Below are 14,539 nucleotides of genomic sequence, written 5' to 3'. Positions count from 1 at the left end.
TAAACAAATTTCAATGCAATTTTCATATTATCTTTGCCTTTTTCAGCAATAGATATCGGCCTACTCTAAATAATTCCCACTTAATTATACTTTTAGCTCTATTTTCTAGCTCTTATCTTTTTATAACCCAGAACTTCATCTGGGTTAATTATTAGAAATAATATTTAGATTTATGCAGGGCAACTAAAAATTTGCTCTGACATTAAATCGACACCACAAGGTAAAATTTCAATCCAATCTAAAAATTGATTAATCATTTCTTTACCAATAAATGGGCTGCCATGCTGTGGAACAATCATTTCAATATCCATCTGACGGACCATGTTGACCCATAAACGGATGACCTTATTTGAACACATATAACGTTGGTGAAAAGCTTTCATTTTCATAACATGCGTATCGAAATCTGTTAAAGGTTGGCTAGCATCCTCAACAATCGAGGCACCCATATCACCAGAAAATAAAATTTTAGCGACTGGATCATAGAACTGGAAATTACCCACCGAATGTAGAAAATGGGCTGGAACCACCACAAGTTTTGATTCCCCCAATTGAATCACTTGACCGCGATCTGGTAGTTCAATAAGGCGATCTTCCCAATTCCCTTTCATACGTTCACTCATGAATGCAGAATTTAGGTGCGGTAAAAATCGTGCCCATAATTTAGAAGCGACCACTTTGGCATCGGTATAGACCAACCAGCGTGGCATTGAAGTAATAATGTCTGGATCCTGATGAGAAGCCATCACATAATCCAGATTTTTTAATCGCGTATATTTATTAAGTTCCATGGTCAACGGAACATAGGTCAAATCGCCACCTGGGTCGATCACCGCAGCTCGTTCATGATCAATAATTAAAAATTGATTGGCTTGTATGCCTTCCCCTTTGACCAAACTGGTAAAACTAATACATTTATGTACGCCATTATCAAATAATATCTGCGATGTTGTATTTTCAAACCCCATACAATTCCCCAAAAAAAACTTTAAATATTAGATATTTTTATATCCATACTAAAATAAAGGGATTCGATAATTCTTGCAATGAATTGCTTTATTTTTCTCATAATATTTTAAAATAGCTTTTACTTTTCTTATTTTATAAATGAATCATAATGTTATTTAAAATTAATTCACAATAAATTAAAATAATTCTCATTATCAGTTTTGTCTTTTGCGCTGTCTAGGCCTCCCATGAACCAATCACCTTATTTTTCAAGCTCCAAAACATTGTTAGCAGTTGCTATTTTTAGTTCGATGACAGCAAGTCATGCTGATGAAACAGCAGAACAAAAAAATTCGACCAGTGTGCTACCCACAATTTCTATTCAGGCGCAAAAAGAAACCACCTCCCCGTATGTCGCAACGAAAGCAAACTCTGCCTTAAAATCAGATGCGCCCTTGTTTAAAACTGCGCAGTCGGTTTCAGTAGTAACACGTGAACAGCTCGATCAGAAACAAGCAAGAACCTTAGCAGATGCACTTGAAGGTGTTGCAGGAGTAGAAGCTGGAAAACTAGGTCGTCGTGGTTGGGATGATTTCGTTATTCGAGGGCAGACATCTTCTGATTCAGTTTATGTAGATGGCTTAAGAGTTGGACAAAATACTTTTGTTGCCACTGAGCTATCAGGTATAGATCAGGTACAAGTTTTAAAAGGTCCCGCATCTATTAATTTTGGTTTGGTTGCTCCAGGCGGCATGGTGAATTTAGTCACTAAACGCCCTGAAGCAGAAAACTTTGCACGTGCTAGCATGACTTATGGTAGTTACAACCTTAAAGAAGGTACATTCGATTTAAACTATAGCCCTAATAATAGTGAAAAAGGTGCTTTCCGTTTAAATGGTCGTATCTCTGACCAAGATGACCCGACAGATTATGTATATTTTAAAAATTACTATATTTCCCCTTCTTACAACTTTGACTTAGGGGATAACACCGACCTTTCTATCATCGCAAGCTATCAACATCGCGAATATATTCGTCAGCAAGGTTTACCCGTCATAGGTACTTTAAAAGACAACCCTAACGGCGCTATAGACCGAAGTTTATATATTGGCGACCCTAACTTCGGTAAATATGAAGCCGATGTTTACCGTACTGGTTATACGTTTAAACATGCCTTTGATAATGGCTGGAACTTCAATCAGAATTTTGCCGTACAAAAAACTGAAATGGATGGTACAGCTGTTTTTGCTCGAACAGGCACAAATTTCTGGGCAAAAAACAAACAAGGTGAAATCGACTACACGACCATTAGCCGTAAAAATAACAGCCGCCACCAAATTATTGATAACTTAAGTTTTGCCATCGATAACCGTTTAAATAAACAGTTTGATTTATATGGCATGCAACACGACGTTAATATTGGCGTAGATGCTTTTCAGGAAAAAAGTGATTACACCAATGATAAATATGACATTGGCGATTTAAATATTTATAACCCCGTTTATGGTCAAAACGTGACATTGACGCAAAATGTTCGTGATATTAATCGCCTCAAATATTTAGGGCTCTATTTACGTGACCGTATTCAACTTAATGACCAATTGCTTTTAAGCTTGTCTGGACGCCAAGACTGGGCACAAACCCAAAGCACAAGTTTAGTTACAAGTAATGCGACTAAACAATCAGACAATGCATTTACGGGTAGCGCCTCTGTCATGTATACCCTTAATGACATTGTGGCTCCTTATGTTAGCTACGCCACTTCATTTACACCTAACAGTGGTACTGATGTAAATAACAATCCGTTCAAACCTGAAGAAGGGAAACAGGTCGAAGTCGGGATGAAGTTACAAAGCCCTAATCAACGAATTCAAGGCGCTATCGCTTGGTATGATTTAAAACGTCAAAATGTTTTAGTTACTGATACCGTGAATAGTGGCTATAAAGTACAACGCGGCGAACAGTTAACACGTGGTATTGAAACTGAACTCAGCGCAGAAATTTTAGAAGGCTTAAAATTAACGGCTGCATATACCTACACAATTGATGCGGAAATTAGTAAAGATGCAAACACGAGTAATGTAGGAAAAGCACTCGACAATATTCCTGAGCATGCATATAGCTTGTCAGCACGCTATAAATTTGACCCTGCATCAAAACTTGGTTGGTATGTTGGCGGCGGGTTCCGCGGTGAAACGTATAAAACTGTCGATGGCTTAGATGTTCATGTTCCAGGCTATACAGTCTTTGACACTGAAGCTGGCTATGACGCTGGGCATTGGGGCGCTCAACTTGCTATCCGCAATCTATTTGATAAAGATTACTATGCAGGTGCGCTGAATGAGAATTTAGTGACGCTCGGCAACCCACGCCAAATTAACTTTACAGTGAAATTTAACTACTAAAACGACCGACAAAAAACGCACTCGAATTGAGTGCGTTTTTTTATGGCAGGTTTAAATGTTTTAGAAGAAATAATGCTGCACTAAAGTAGAGACACCTACAATTAAGAAAATAGCCGCACCAATTTTATGAATGAGTGAGATAGATAAACGTTCAGCTAATTTATTACCAATAAATACAGCTGGTGCATTAGCAATCATCATACCTAAAGTTGTACCCAGCATAACCCAGAAAATACTGTCGTAACGAGCAGCTAAGGCCACTGTTGCAATCTGCGTTTTATCGCCAATTTCAGCCAAGAAGAACAAGATAAAGGTTGCGCCAAAAACACCAAATTTTTGCCATCTATTAATGCTATCTGTTTCATCATCTAACTTATCTGGAATAAGCATCCAGAACGCCATACCAATAAAACTACCCGCAAGAACCCAAACCAAGATTTCAGGGCTCAAGACGGTCGTAATCCACTGTCCAAGCACAGCAGAGATACCATGGTTAATTAAAGTTGCTAACAGAATCGCAATGAGAATAGGGATTGGCTTACGGAAACGTGCAGACAGTAAAAGGGCGAGTAATTGAGTTTTATCGCCCATTTCAGCTAGGGCAACAATTGAGGTAGAAATCAGAAATTCTTGCATGTCGTTTCTCTGGCTAGCATAAATGCCCATGATCTACCCCTCCTGCTAGCCAAATATCTGCAGAGTGGTAAATCAAAGGTCTTGCCAACTCGGAAACGATGAGACGTTTAAGCTATGATGACCATGTTCTGTTGAACAATTATGTTGATCATCACCTATTCATTCAGAAATGAATAGCGGCTACTCCCCAATGAAGTATGTGCTTATTATATTCGAGCAGTTCTATTTTTCAAACAAAAAATTTTATCCATGCCCACACTAACAACCGACCTAAGCCCAATAGTAAGGCTAAACAAATACTTAAGTTAATAAACCCCAAATTGTTAATGCCTGCTATATGCTGTGACTGAAATTCAAACGGCAAAATAAGCATTGCTACAAATACTTCCAACCCCATTGCAACGTAAGTCATCCATTCCCAAGGAAAGTGTAAAACACTGATCCATACCCCCATTAATAAAAATACAATCAATAGGATTGGTACCATGATTTTTAAAAAACCCACCATTTATTATTTCTCCTTTACCTAATAACGAGAAATTTCTCCTCTCTCGACACTTCCTTCTTCGTCTTTAGATTAACCTAAAACCAATTAAATTAAATACCAAAATAAAAACCCCGCCGAAGCGAGGTTTTAATGATTCATTTCAAAATATTAGATTAATAAAGTACGAATATCTTTAAGAAGTTTCGTAAGTTTATTGGTAAAGCGAGCAGCGTCTGCACCATTAATTACACGGTGGTCATAAGACAACGACAACGGCAACATTAAGCGTGGATCAAAGTCTTTACCATTCCAAACCGGTTGCATCGTTGCAGGTGAAATACCCAAAATCGCAACTTGCGGCCAGTTTACAAGTGGTGTAAATGCTGTACCACCAATTGCGCCTAAACTTGAAATGGTGAAATTCGCACCTTGCAAGTCTTTCGGTGTTAATTTCTTATCACGTGCTTTTTGACCTAACACACCCAATTCAACTGCAATTTGCTTAATTGATTTTTGGTCTGGGTTACGAAGTACTGGCACAGTTAAACCATCAGGTGTTGCTACCGCAATTCCCATATGGATTTCATTGCGCAAGAGCACTGATTTACCATCATCAGATAGATGACCTGCGAACTCACGCTCTTCTTTCAACAAATACGCAACCGCTTTGATAATGAATGCCATAATCGTCAGGCTGATACCTTCTTTTTTGAAGTTGCCTTTCAGTTCATTACGCCAATCTTCTAACTCAGTAATGTCAGCCAAATCAAACTGGGTGACTTGCGGAATAAAGTTGTTCAATGACAATTGCGGAATTGATACTTGCTGCAAACGCGTCAGTACTTTTTCTTCCACGCCACCAAACGCAGTGAAGTCAGGAAGCTTTGGCAAACCTGAAACTGCTGGTGCAGCCGCAGCTACTGGAGCCGCTTGTGGTGCAGTTAAACGAGTCTTCACATAAGCAAAGATATCTTCTTTAATCACACGACCATGTTCACCAGAAGTTTTAACTTGTGATAAAACCACACCAAGTTCACGAGCAAGCTTACGAACAGCAGGGCCAGCATAAACTTTAGCGTTTTCAGCTTCTTGCTCTTTCGTCAACTTGTCAGTACCAGAAGCAGCCACAGGTGCCGACTGAGCCGGAGCTGCAGCTTTAGGTGCTGCTGTCTGTGGAGCTGGAGCCGCTACTTCTGCTTTTGCCGCTGGAGCTGCCGCAGGTGCTTGGCCTTCAGCTTCAATTGTTGCAAGCAATATACCTTGTGAAACTTGTTGACCTGCTTGCAAGTGAATCGCTTTCACAACGCCCGCAACAGTACTTGGAACTTCTACAGTTGCTTTATCTGACTCAACAACAACAAGGCTTTGGTCTACATCAACTTTATCGCCAACTTGTACCAAGATTTCAGCAACAACTGCTTTATCTACGCCCAAATCAGGAACGTTAATATCAACTGGACCAGATTGAGTAGCAGCCGCAGCTACAGTTTCTTGTTGAACTGGAGCAGGCGCTGCCGCTGGGGCTGCTGTAGAAGCAGGAGCTTCAACTGGCGTACTTGATGCAGATGTTGTTTTCACTTTAATGAGCACAACACCTTCTTTAACTGTATCGCCTTCTTTAACTTGAATGCTTTCTACAGTACCAGCAACACTGCTTGGCACTTCTACAGTTGCTTTGTCAGATTCAACAACAACGATGCTTTGCTCAACATCGATTTGCTCGCCAACTTTTACTAAAATTTCACCAACTAGTGCTTTTTCAACACCAATATCTGGAACTTGAACTTCAACCACTTGGCTAGTGGTTGCAGCTGCTGGTTGTGCAGCAACTTGTGGAGCTGTAGCAGGTGCTTCTTTTTCAGCTGCTGGTGCAGGTTTTGCAACTTCTTCTGCTTGAGCTACAGATGCAGCACCCTCAGCTTCAAGTTCAAACAATACCGTACCCTCAGTTACGCTATCACCTTCTTTGATCAAGATGCTTTTCACTACGCCTGCTGAAGTGCTAGGCACTTCAACAGAGGCTTTATCTGACTCAAGCAAAACAAGGCTGTCATTTTCAGCAATGCTGTCACCAACTTTTACCAAAATTTCAGCAACAACTGCTTTATCTACACCAATATCAGGGGTCTTAATTTGCATGCTTAGTTCCCCTCACCTGTTTGCGCTTCATGGTATTCAGCAACTGCTTGAACTTCTGGATGTGCTTGTGGAGCCCATGCCACTGGACGATCAGTATCTAACTCAAAGTTAGAAATTGCATCTTTAACTAAACGTGCATCTACTTCACCTTCGTCAGCTAATTTTTTCAAAGTAGCAACAACGATATGTGCAGCATCAACACCAAAGAAACTACGCAAGTTAGCACGTGTATCTGAGCGACCATAACCATCTGTACCCAACGCAACAAATGGGCGGCCATCTGGAAGATAGGCACGGATTTGTTCGCTATACGCACGCATATGGTCTGTTGCTGAAACAACAATACCTTCTGTACCGCGTAATTGTTTAGAGACCCAAGACTCTTTCACTTCTTCAGTAAGTGGGTGTAAACGGTTGTATTCTTCACAAGCCATACCATCACGAGACAACTCATTGAAGCTTGTTACACTCCAAACGTTTGAATGGATTTGGTATTCATCACGTAAGATTTTCGCAGCTTTGATCACTTCACGAAGAATTACACCTGAACCAAGTAATTGAACAGTTGCTTTTTCATCTTTTTCGAACAAGTACATACCACGTTTAATGCCTTCCTCAGCGCCTTCAGGCATTGCAGGATGCTCGTAGTTTTCGTTCATTACAGTTAGGTAATAGAACACACGCTCTTGGTTCACATACATACGTTGTAAACCATCATGTACGATTACAGCCAACTCATAACCAAAACATGGATCGTAAGATACACAGTTTGGAATCGTGTTCGCCAAGATATGTGAATGACCATCTTGGTGCTGTAAACCTTCACCGTTCAATGTGGTACGACCAGCAGTAGCACCTAACAAGAAACCTTGAGCTTGGGCATCACCCGCAGCCCATGCAATGTCACCAATACGTTGGAAACCAAACATTGAGTAGTACATGTACATTGGAATCATTGGCAAGTTATTCGTTGAATAACTTGTTGCCAACGCAGCCCATGCGCTCATCGCACCAGCTTCGTTAATTCCTTCTTGTAACATATGACCGTCACTTGCTTCACGGTAATGCATTAACTGTTCTTGGTCTTCTGGGGTATATTTTTGACCGTGAGCAGCATAAATACCAAGCTGACGGAACATACCTTCTAGACCAAAAGTACGCGCTTCATCTGGAACGATTGGCACTACGCGGTCTTTAATTGCTTTTTCTTTAAGTAAAGAAGCAATTAAACGCACCATCACCATGGTAGTTGATTGTTCTTTGCCTGCAGAACCTTTTAATACTGCATCAAATACAGATAATTCAGGAATCGCTAAAATTTCACTCTCTTTACGACGTGCAGGTAAATAGCCACCTAAAGCTTCACGACGCGCCTTCATATACTTCATTTCTGGAGAGTTTTCACTTGGGCGATAGAATGGAAGCTCTTCTAATTGATCATCTGTAAATGGCAGGTTAAAACGGTCACGTACATATTTCAAAGAATCAATCTGCATTTTTTTGATTTGGTGAGTCTTATTCACCGCTTCAATTTCTTCAGACAAACCATAACCTTTAACAGTTTTCGCAAGAATAACTGTTGGCTGACCTTTGGCTGTCATTGCTTCTGCATAGGCAGCAAAAACTTTGTACGGGTCATGACCACCACGGTTAAGATTATCAATGTCTTCATCGCTTAAATCTTTTACAAGTTCCGCAGCTTCTGGGTACTTGCCAAAGAATTTCTCACGTGTATATGCACCACCTTTCACTTGATAGCGCTGGTACTCACCATCAACTGTTTCGCCCATTACCGCTTTTAAAGCGCCTGTGCTGTCTTTTGCAAGTAACGGATCCCAATGACGACCCCATACCACTTTAATGACACGCCAGCCTGCGCCACGGAATAAAGATTCTAATTCTTGAATGATTTTACCGTTACCACGTACAGGGCCATCTAGACGCTGTAAGTTACAGTTAACCACCCAAATTAGGTTATCAAGCTTTTCACGACCAGCAAGTGAAATTGCACCAGTACTTTCTGGCTCATCCATTTCACCATCACCAAGATAAGCCCAGACTTTACGATTTTCTTCTTTGATCAAGCCACGATTCATCAAATATTTTTGAATGTGCGCTTGATAAATCGACATGATTGGACCAAGACCCATTGATACAGTTGGGAATTGCCAATAGTCCGGCATTAAATATGGATGTGGATAGCTTGGTAAACCGTTACCGCCAACTTCACGGCGGAAATTACTTAACTGTTCTTCAGTCAAACGCCCTTCAAGGAATGAACGAGCATAAATACCAGGAGCACAATGTCCTTGGTAATAAATCATATCTCCGCCAAAGTTATTGCTGTTTGCGCGGAAGAAATGGTTAAAACCTACGTCATATAATGTTGCACTTGATGCGAAGCTCGCCAAGTGTCCACCTAAATCATCACCTGTTTTATTCGCGCGAAGTACCATTGCTAAGGCATTCCAACGAATCAATGCACGAATACGGCGTTCCATATCTTGGTCGCCTGGCATTGCAGGTTGTTCTTCAACAGAAATTGTATTTAAGTAAGGTGTATTGAGACGTTGAATGGGAACATGCTTGGCAATTGCTTGTTGGTAAAGTTTTTCCAATAAGAATGCCGCGCGCTCAGTTCCCATATGTTGTAAAACTGAATCGAATGCATCTTGCCACTCTTGGGTTTCTTGTGCATCGGAGTCACCGTAAAACGCCATAATTCACCTGTTCCTTGTTCTTTAATCTACTTTGTATTTTTACCACGTTTTACCCCTCTCTAGTTATTGCCACGGGTGAATGTGAGGGGGGCCTATTATTTTCTGAATGAATAGTCATTGACCGAGCATTAAACAAAATAACAAAAAAACGCCAATAATGGCGTTTTTTTATACAATCTTTACGTTAAAAAAGGTTTAAGTTAATTTCAGATTCATAAATTTAATAACCTTAACCTTTTTAACTATGCTTTTAAGGAAGCATCGCCAAGTAAGTTGTTGGATTCTTACGTTGACCATCTTTTACTACTTCGTAGTGCAAATGTGGACCAGTACAGCGACCAGTACAACCTACATTGGCAATATGTTCACCTGCAGAGACTTGTTCACCTACACGCACCATTAAACGAGAAGCATGCGCATAGCGTGTTAAATAGCCATTACCATGGTTAATTTCAACATATTGGCCATAGCCTGTACCCCAACCAGATTTGGTTACAATACCTGGGCCTGTAGCATAAATTGGTGTACCACTTGGAGCAGCCATATCCAATCCGCCATGATGTTCGGCACGGCCACCCATCGTACGGCCACCAAAGTTGGAAGAAACACGCACTGTATCAGGAAGAGGATGTGAAACTAACCACGAATAAGCATTTGAAGAAGAAGTATTGAAAGAGTTCTTAGCTGTCGTATTGCCATATTTTTTAGCGAGTGACTCATTGTTGAGCTCAACCGTTTTTTGGCGTAAGGTCACTGAAACTTTCGCACTCGCTGGAAGATCTAAATCATCAGGATGAGTGTATGAACCTTGAGATAATGTTTTTGATAGTTGTTCCAATCGATCTGAATCAGTAGATTGGTTAATTGTTTGATAATCTGCAAAAGCAACTGATGCTGCCGAAGCGGCAAGTGAAAACGCTAATAAAATACGACGCGTGTGCATAAAAACCTCTTGAAACTGTTCTTACTTAAGTTCCTTATGATCTCTTCCTTGATATCGATTGAAATGAACGCTTAAGATGAAGACAAGAATCTATCCGAGAATGACCCATGTCTAAACCCGATAACGTTTTTCAACAATCCGGAAAACACATAAAAACAGGAAACCTTACGTTTCTAACAACGCAAGTCGCGCAATGGCAAAGACTTACGAAAATTATCCAACCCTTATTGCCCCAACCGGAACAATGGCAGGTCGTGTGTTATCAAAATGGTTCTTTGATCATTACTGGTGAAAATCAGGCGATGATTAGTCAACTCAGTTATTTACAGAACCAATATGTATCTAAATTATCTCAACTTGAAGGGTTAAAAGACCTACAAAGAATTCAGGTTCGCTTGAGAAATAAAAACATTCCAAATCCACCCTCATCTGAGCCATCTAAACCCATCCCCCCGGAAACACAAGAAATGTTACGTAGTGCAGCCGACTTTGTGAGCGACCCTAAGCTTAGCCAAGCTTTACTACGTTTGGCAAGCAATAAAAAATGACGAGCTATATATTTAAAGAAAAGTTCAGCCATATTTATGTGACAAAATTCACACTTTAAAATGTTACATTATAACATGACCAAATAAAGACAATGACTTATGTCACGCTGACATATGGAATTGGACATTCATTCTCGTCATCAAATGTTACAATTTCATAATTACTCGGATCACTTTGAACATTGCGTAACAACTGATTATTTAAAGCATGTCCCGATTTATAGCCATCGAACTTGGCAATAATTTGATGACCAAGCAAATACAAATCACCTACTGCATCTAAAATCTTATGTCTCACAAATTCATCGGCGAAACGTAAGCCTTCTTCGTTAACAACGCCTGTGTCATCTACACCAATCGCATTATCTAAACTTGCACCTAAAGCCAAGTTATTTGCTTTGAGATAATCCAGATCTTTCATAAAACCAAAAGTACGAGCTTCACTCACTTCATATACAAAAGTTTCAGTAGAAAAGTCGATAGTCGCAGATTGATATTCTTTAGCAAATGCCGGATGGTCAAAATCAATCGTAAAATTTAACTGAAAACCATTATGTGGGCTAAAAATTGCTTTTTTATCATCTATTAATGCTTCAACTGGTTTTAATATTCTTATAAATTTTTTCGGTGCGTCCAGCTCACGCAATCCACCTTGCATTAACAGGTAAATAAATGGACCAGCACTTCCATCCATAATCGGAACTTCGGACGCAGATACCTCAACAATAAGGTTATCAATTCCCAAACCTGCAATTGCGCTCATCACGTGCTCAATCGTTCCAACTTTTATATCTCCAATTACTAAATTGGAACACATGAAAGCTTCTTGAATCAGCAAAGCATTCGCATGGATTTCCACAGGTGGATCTAAATCGATACGACGAAATACAATACCTCCATCCACGGTATGTGGAATGAAATTGATCATCACTTTTTGACCGCTATGAAGACCTATTCCACTCGCTTTTACCACACGATTGAGAGTACGTTGTTTCACCATGCTTTGTAACTTCTTTTTTAAAACCGCTATACGTTAGCATATTTAGTGATTGATCAAAAACAAAAAAAGGCAGTGATTAAACACTGCCTTTTTTTAAATCTAATAATATTTTACTTACGTTGCTGATTTTTCAAGTAATCTTGAATGCTCATCGGAGAAGAACGCGGAGAAGAACTTGCAGTACTACTTACTTCATTGTCTGCATTTTGACGCTTATTAATAGCAGGAACATCATCTTCATCAACAGATTGAGCTGATTGAGTCGATGCATGACTTACCGTATTGCGTTTTCTCGGCTCTGCATCTGCTGCATTTCGGGTTAAACCAGTTGCAATTACTGTTACACGTAATTCATCACGCGCATCTGGATCAAATACAGTACCGTAGAAGATTTCACCTTCATCAAGGTCAACAATCTGGTTCACGACATCAGTAATGATTTCAGTTTCGCGTAAAGTAATATCATCACCGCCAGTAATGTTAATCAACACACCTTTAGCATTAATAATATTTACGTTATCAAGCAATGGACTACGGATAGCCTGTTCAGCAGCTTGACGTGCACGATCTTCACCACGGCCTAAACCAGCACCCATCATGGCATAACCACGTGTACTCATTGCAGTTTTCAAATCGGCGAAGTCAAGGTTAATATGACCACGGTTTACAACAAGGTCAAAGATACTACGTACAGCGTTTAACAATACATCATCAGCTTTTTTATAAGCATCTTTCATTGAAATATCGCCATATACGCTGAGTAAGCGTTGGTTAGGGATAATAATCAATGAATCAACATGTGCTTCAAGCGCTTCAATACCACGTTCAGCAGACTTTAAACGGCGACGGCCTTCAAAGTTAAATGGGGTTGTCACAACACCAACAGTCAAAATACCCATTTCTTTGGCAACTTCAGCCACCACAGGTGCCGCGCCTGTACCCGTACCACCACCCATACCAGCGGTAACGAATACCATATCCGTACCTTCAAGATGGTGACGAATAATTTCACGGCTTTCTTCTGCTGCAACTTGCCCTACTTCAGGGTTAGCACCAGCACCTAGACCACGTGTACTTTGCTCGCCTAACTGAATTTTGAAAGGTGCATTCATACAGTCCAGTGCTTGTTTGTCTGTATTGGCACAAACGAATTTAACACCTTGAATATCAGACTGCACCATATGTTGAACGGCATTACCGCCACCACCACCTACACCAAATACAGTGAAACGGGCTTGACCGTTGCCATCGTTTAGTTCATCTTCTATAAATTCAAATGAGGCCATGACCTTTAGGGTTCCTAATACATTATGGCAGTCACTTCAGCCCGTATACTGCCTTGATTTTCAAAAATAACTAATTTTAAGAATGCTGTGCAATACAAACCTTGTCAAGTACAGTGGTTTTCTCTTACAACTTCCTAACAATTCTACCAATAAATCAATACATCCTAAAAAATGGCTTTTAGCTTGCTATTAAACGCATTCCAGCCATTTACCATTCGTTCCCATACCGAACGGTCATTTGCCTCTTCAGGCTCTTCAACAGCTTCTTGCAACTCACTTTGGCTAAACATGAGCAAACCAGCTGCTGTTGCATACATCGAACGACGTAACGCGGCTTGATGCTGATCATCAGCATAAACCTGTAACGGTGGATTGCCCAAATGTGCAGATACCCCCAACATACGGCGAGCCAAACTCACCATACCTTCGATTTGACAAGCATCACCTGTCAGCACTACACCATGGTATAAACCATGAATTGCACCGCTATTTTCGAGTTCATCGCGAATCTGGCTAAAGATCTCTTCATAACGGGCAATAATAATTTCTGACAACTCAATTCGACTAATGGTTTGAGGGCCATCAATTCCTTCTACCTGAATCATGTGATCTGGCTTAACAGCACTTAAATCAACACAACCATACAGAATTTTAATGCGTTCAGCTTCTTCTGTCGTGGTTTGCAATACAGCCGCAATATCACGCGTAACGTGCTCACCACCGCGTTGCAATGTACGTGCCAGAGCCAAACGTCCATCTAGATAAACCGCAAGGTTAGTAATGCCTGCACCAATATCGACCAGACAAACACCATATTCTTTTTCATCTTTAAGTAAACTTGCCTCAGCGGTTGCCAAGCAAGATACCACCATTTTTTCAACCCCGATATTTGCACCTTTCATGGCACGATCAAGGTTTTGCATAGTCGCTATAGGCATCATCATTAACTGATAATGTCCTGTCATACTATGGGCAGTCATGTTAATTGGATTCTGCACCCATTCAGCAGAATCACCCAATTCAAAGCCTAACGGCACTGCACTTGCTAAATAGTAATCAGAAGTCACATGACTTGCTTTTGCCAATTCTAACGCGCGCACAACTTCGTTTGTTGTAATAACATGTGCTGGATTAGCGACTGGTGTGCGACCAGAGGCATAAAAACTTTGCAACTCGGTACTCGGAATCGATACCCATGCGCTATGAATGCGACATTCGGCCATATTTTCCGCTTCAGCAACAGCATTTTTAATCGCAGCGATGACTTTATCGAGGCTGACGATTTTTCCTTTATTCATGCCTCGATTGCGAGCAGTTGCCATACCGATAACTTGAATGTTATCCGGCGCATGAATTTTTCCAATCAAAACTGAAACTTTATGCGTCCCAATGTCAATCGCAACAACTGAGGGAACAGCTTCATTCAT

At 40.4% G+C, this 14,539-nt stretch carries 11 protein-coding genes and 1 riboswitch; of the genes, 2 read left to right on the top strand and 9 right to left on the bottom strand.

Annotated elements, in window-relative coordinates; genetic code table 11:
* Nucleotides 1–170: 170 nt before the first annotated feature.
* A complete protein-coding gene (locus RMB03_RS05195) occupies nucleotides 171–968 on the bottom strand; it encodes an MBL fold metallo-hydrolase (protein ID WP_311074424.1) in 798 nt (265 codons plus the stop codon).
* 228 nt (nucleotides 969–1,196) lie between these two features.
* On the opposite strand from RMB03_RS05195, the gene RMB03_RS05190 reads away from it, so the two are divergent.
* Nucleotides 1,197–3,353: a TonB-dependent siderophore receptor gene (locus RMB03_RS05190; protein ID WP_311074422.1), complete on the top strand. Its 2,157-nt coding sequence runs from the start codon at nucleotides 1,197–1,199 to the stop codon at nucleotides 3,351–3,353.
* Between the two features lie 60 nt (nucleotides 3,354–3,413).
* Here RMB03_RS05190 and RMB03_RS05185 read toward each other — a convergent pair whose 3' ends face one another.
* The 5 genes from RMB03_RS05185 to RMB03_RS05165 form a co-directional block, all read right to left on the bottom strand.
* Nucleotides 3,414–3,989: a TMEM165/GDT1 family protein gene (locus tag RMB03_RS05185; protein ID WP_311074556.1), complete on the bottom strand. Its 576-nt coding sequence runs from the start codon at nucleotides 3,987–3,989 to the stop codon at nucleotides 3,414–3,416.
* Nucleotides 3,990–4,004: 15 nt separating this feature from the next.
* Nucleotides 4,005–4,190: riboswitch (yybP-ykoY riboswitch) on the bottom strand.
* Nucleotides 4,191–4,218: 28 nt separating this feature from the next.
* Nucleotides 4,219–4,497: a hypothetical protein gene (locus RMB03_RS05180; protein WP_281835817.1), complete on the bottom strand. Its 279-nt coding sequence runs from the start codon at nucleotides 4,495–4,497 to the stop codon at nucleotides 4,219–4,221.
* A 147-nt stretch (nucleotides 4,498–4,644) separates the two neighbouring features.
* Nucleotides 4,645–6,615 (bottom strand): 2-oxo acid dehydrogenase subunit E2, encoded by a 1,971-nt coding sequence (locus RMB03_RS05175; protein ID WP_311074419.1) that lies wholly within the window; start codon nucleotides 6,613–6,615, stop codon nucleotides 4,645–4,647.
* A 2-nt stretch (nucleotides 6,616–6,617) separates the two neighbouring features.
* Nucleotides 6,618–9,335: a pyruvate dehydrogenase (acetyl-transferring), homodimeric type gene (gene aceE, locus RMB03_RS05170; protein ID WP_311074417.1), complete on the bottom strand. Its 2,718-nt coding sequence runs from the start codon at nucleotides 9,333–9,335 to the stop codon at nucleotides 6,618–6,620.
* Between the two features lie 250 nt (nucleotides 9,336–9,585).
* The gene (locus RMB03_RS05165) at nucleotides 9,586–10,278 is read right to left on the bottom strand and encodes a M23 family metallopeptidase (protein WP_005038016.1); all 693 of its coding nucleotides are present in this window, start codon (nucleotides 10,276–10,278) and stop codon (nucleotides 9,586–9,588) included.
* A gap of 107 nt (nucleotides 10,279–10,385) precedes the next feature.
* Here RMB03_RS05165 and RMB03_RS05160 point away from each other — a divergent pair, with 107 nt between their 5' ends.
* On the top strand, nucleotides 10,386–10,826 hold the full coding sequence (locus tag RMB03_RS05160; protein ID WP_003654086.1) for a DciA family protein: 441 nt from the start codon (nucleotides 10,386–10,388) through the stop codon (nucleotides 10,824–10,826).
* Between the two features lie 97 nt (nucleotides 10,827–10,923).
* Here the strand turns inward: RMB03_RS05160 and lpxC are convergent, their stop codons facing one another.
* The 3 genes from lpxC to ftsA form a co-directional block, all read right to left on the bottom strand.
* Nucleotides 10,924–11,826, bottom strand: coding sequence for a UDP-3-O-acyl-N-acetylglucosamine deacetylase (gene lpxC / locus RMB03_RS05155; RefSeq protein ID WP_005038014.1), 903 nt, complete (start codon nucleotides 11,824–11,826; stop codon nucleotides 10,924–10,926).
* Nucleotides 11,827–11,936: 110 nt separating this feature from the next.
* On the bottom strand, nucleotides 11,937–13,112 hold the full coding sequence (gene ftsZ / locus RMB03_RS05150; RefSeq protein WP_003654090.1) for a cell division protein FtsZ: 1,176 nt from the start codon (nucleotides 13,110–13,112) through the stop codon (nucleotides 11,937–11,939).
* Nucleotides 13,113–13,276: 164 nt separating this feature from the next.
* Entirely contained in the window at nucleotides 13,277–14,539 is a 1,263-nt protein-coding gene (gene ftsA / locus RMB03_RS05145) for a cell division protein FtsA (protein WP_004790064.1), read from the bottom strand.

The sequence above is a fragment of the Acinetobacter sp. V91_7 genome (genome assembly GCF_031799075.1).
Lineage (GTDB): Bacteria > Pseudomonadota > Gammaproteobacteria > Pseudomonadales > Moraxellaceae > Acinetobacter > Acinetobacter calcoaceticus.
Note: the sequence above shows the minus strand (reverse complement) of the source record. Positions and strands in the feature narration are given on the sequence as shown.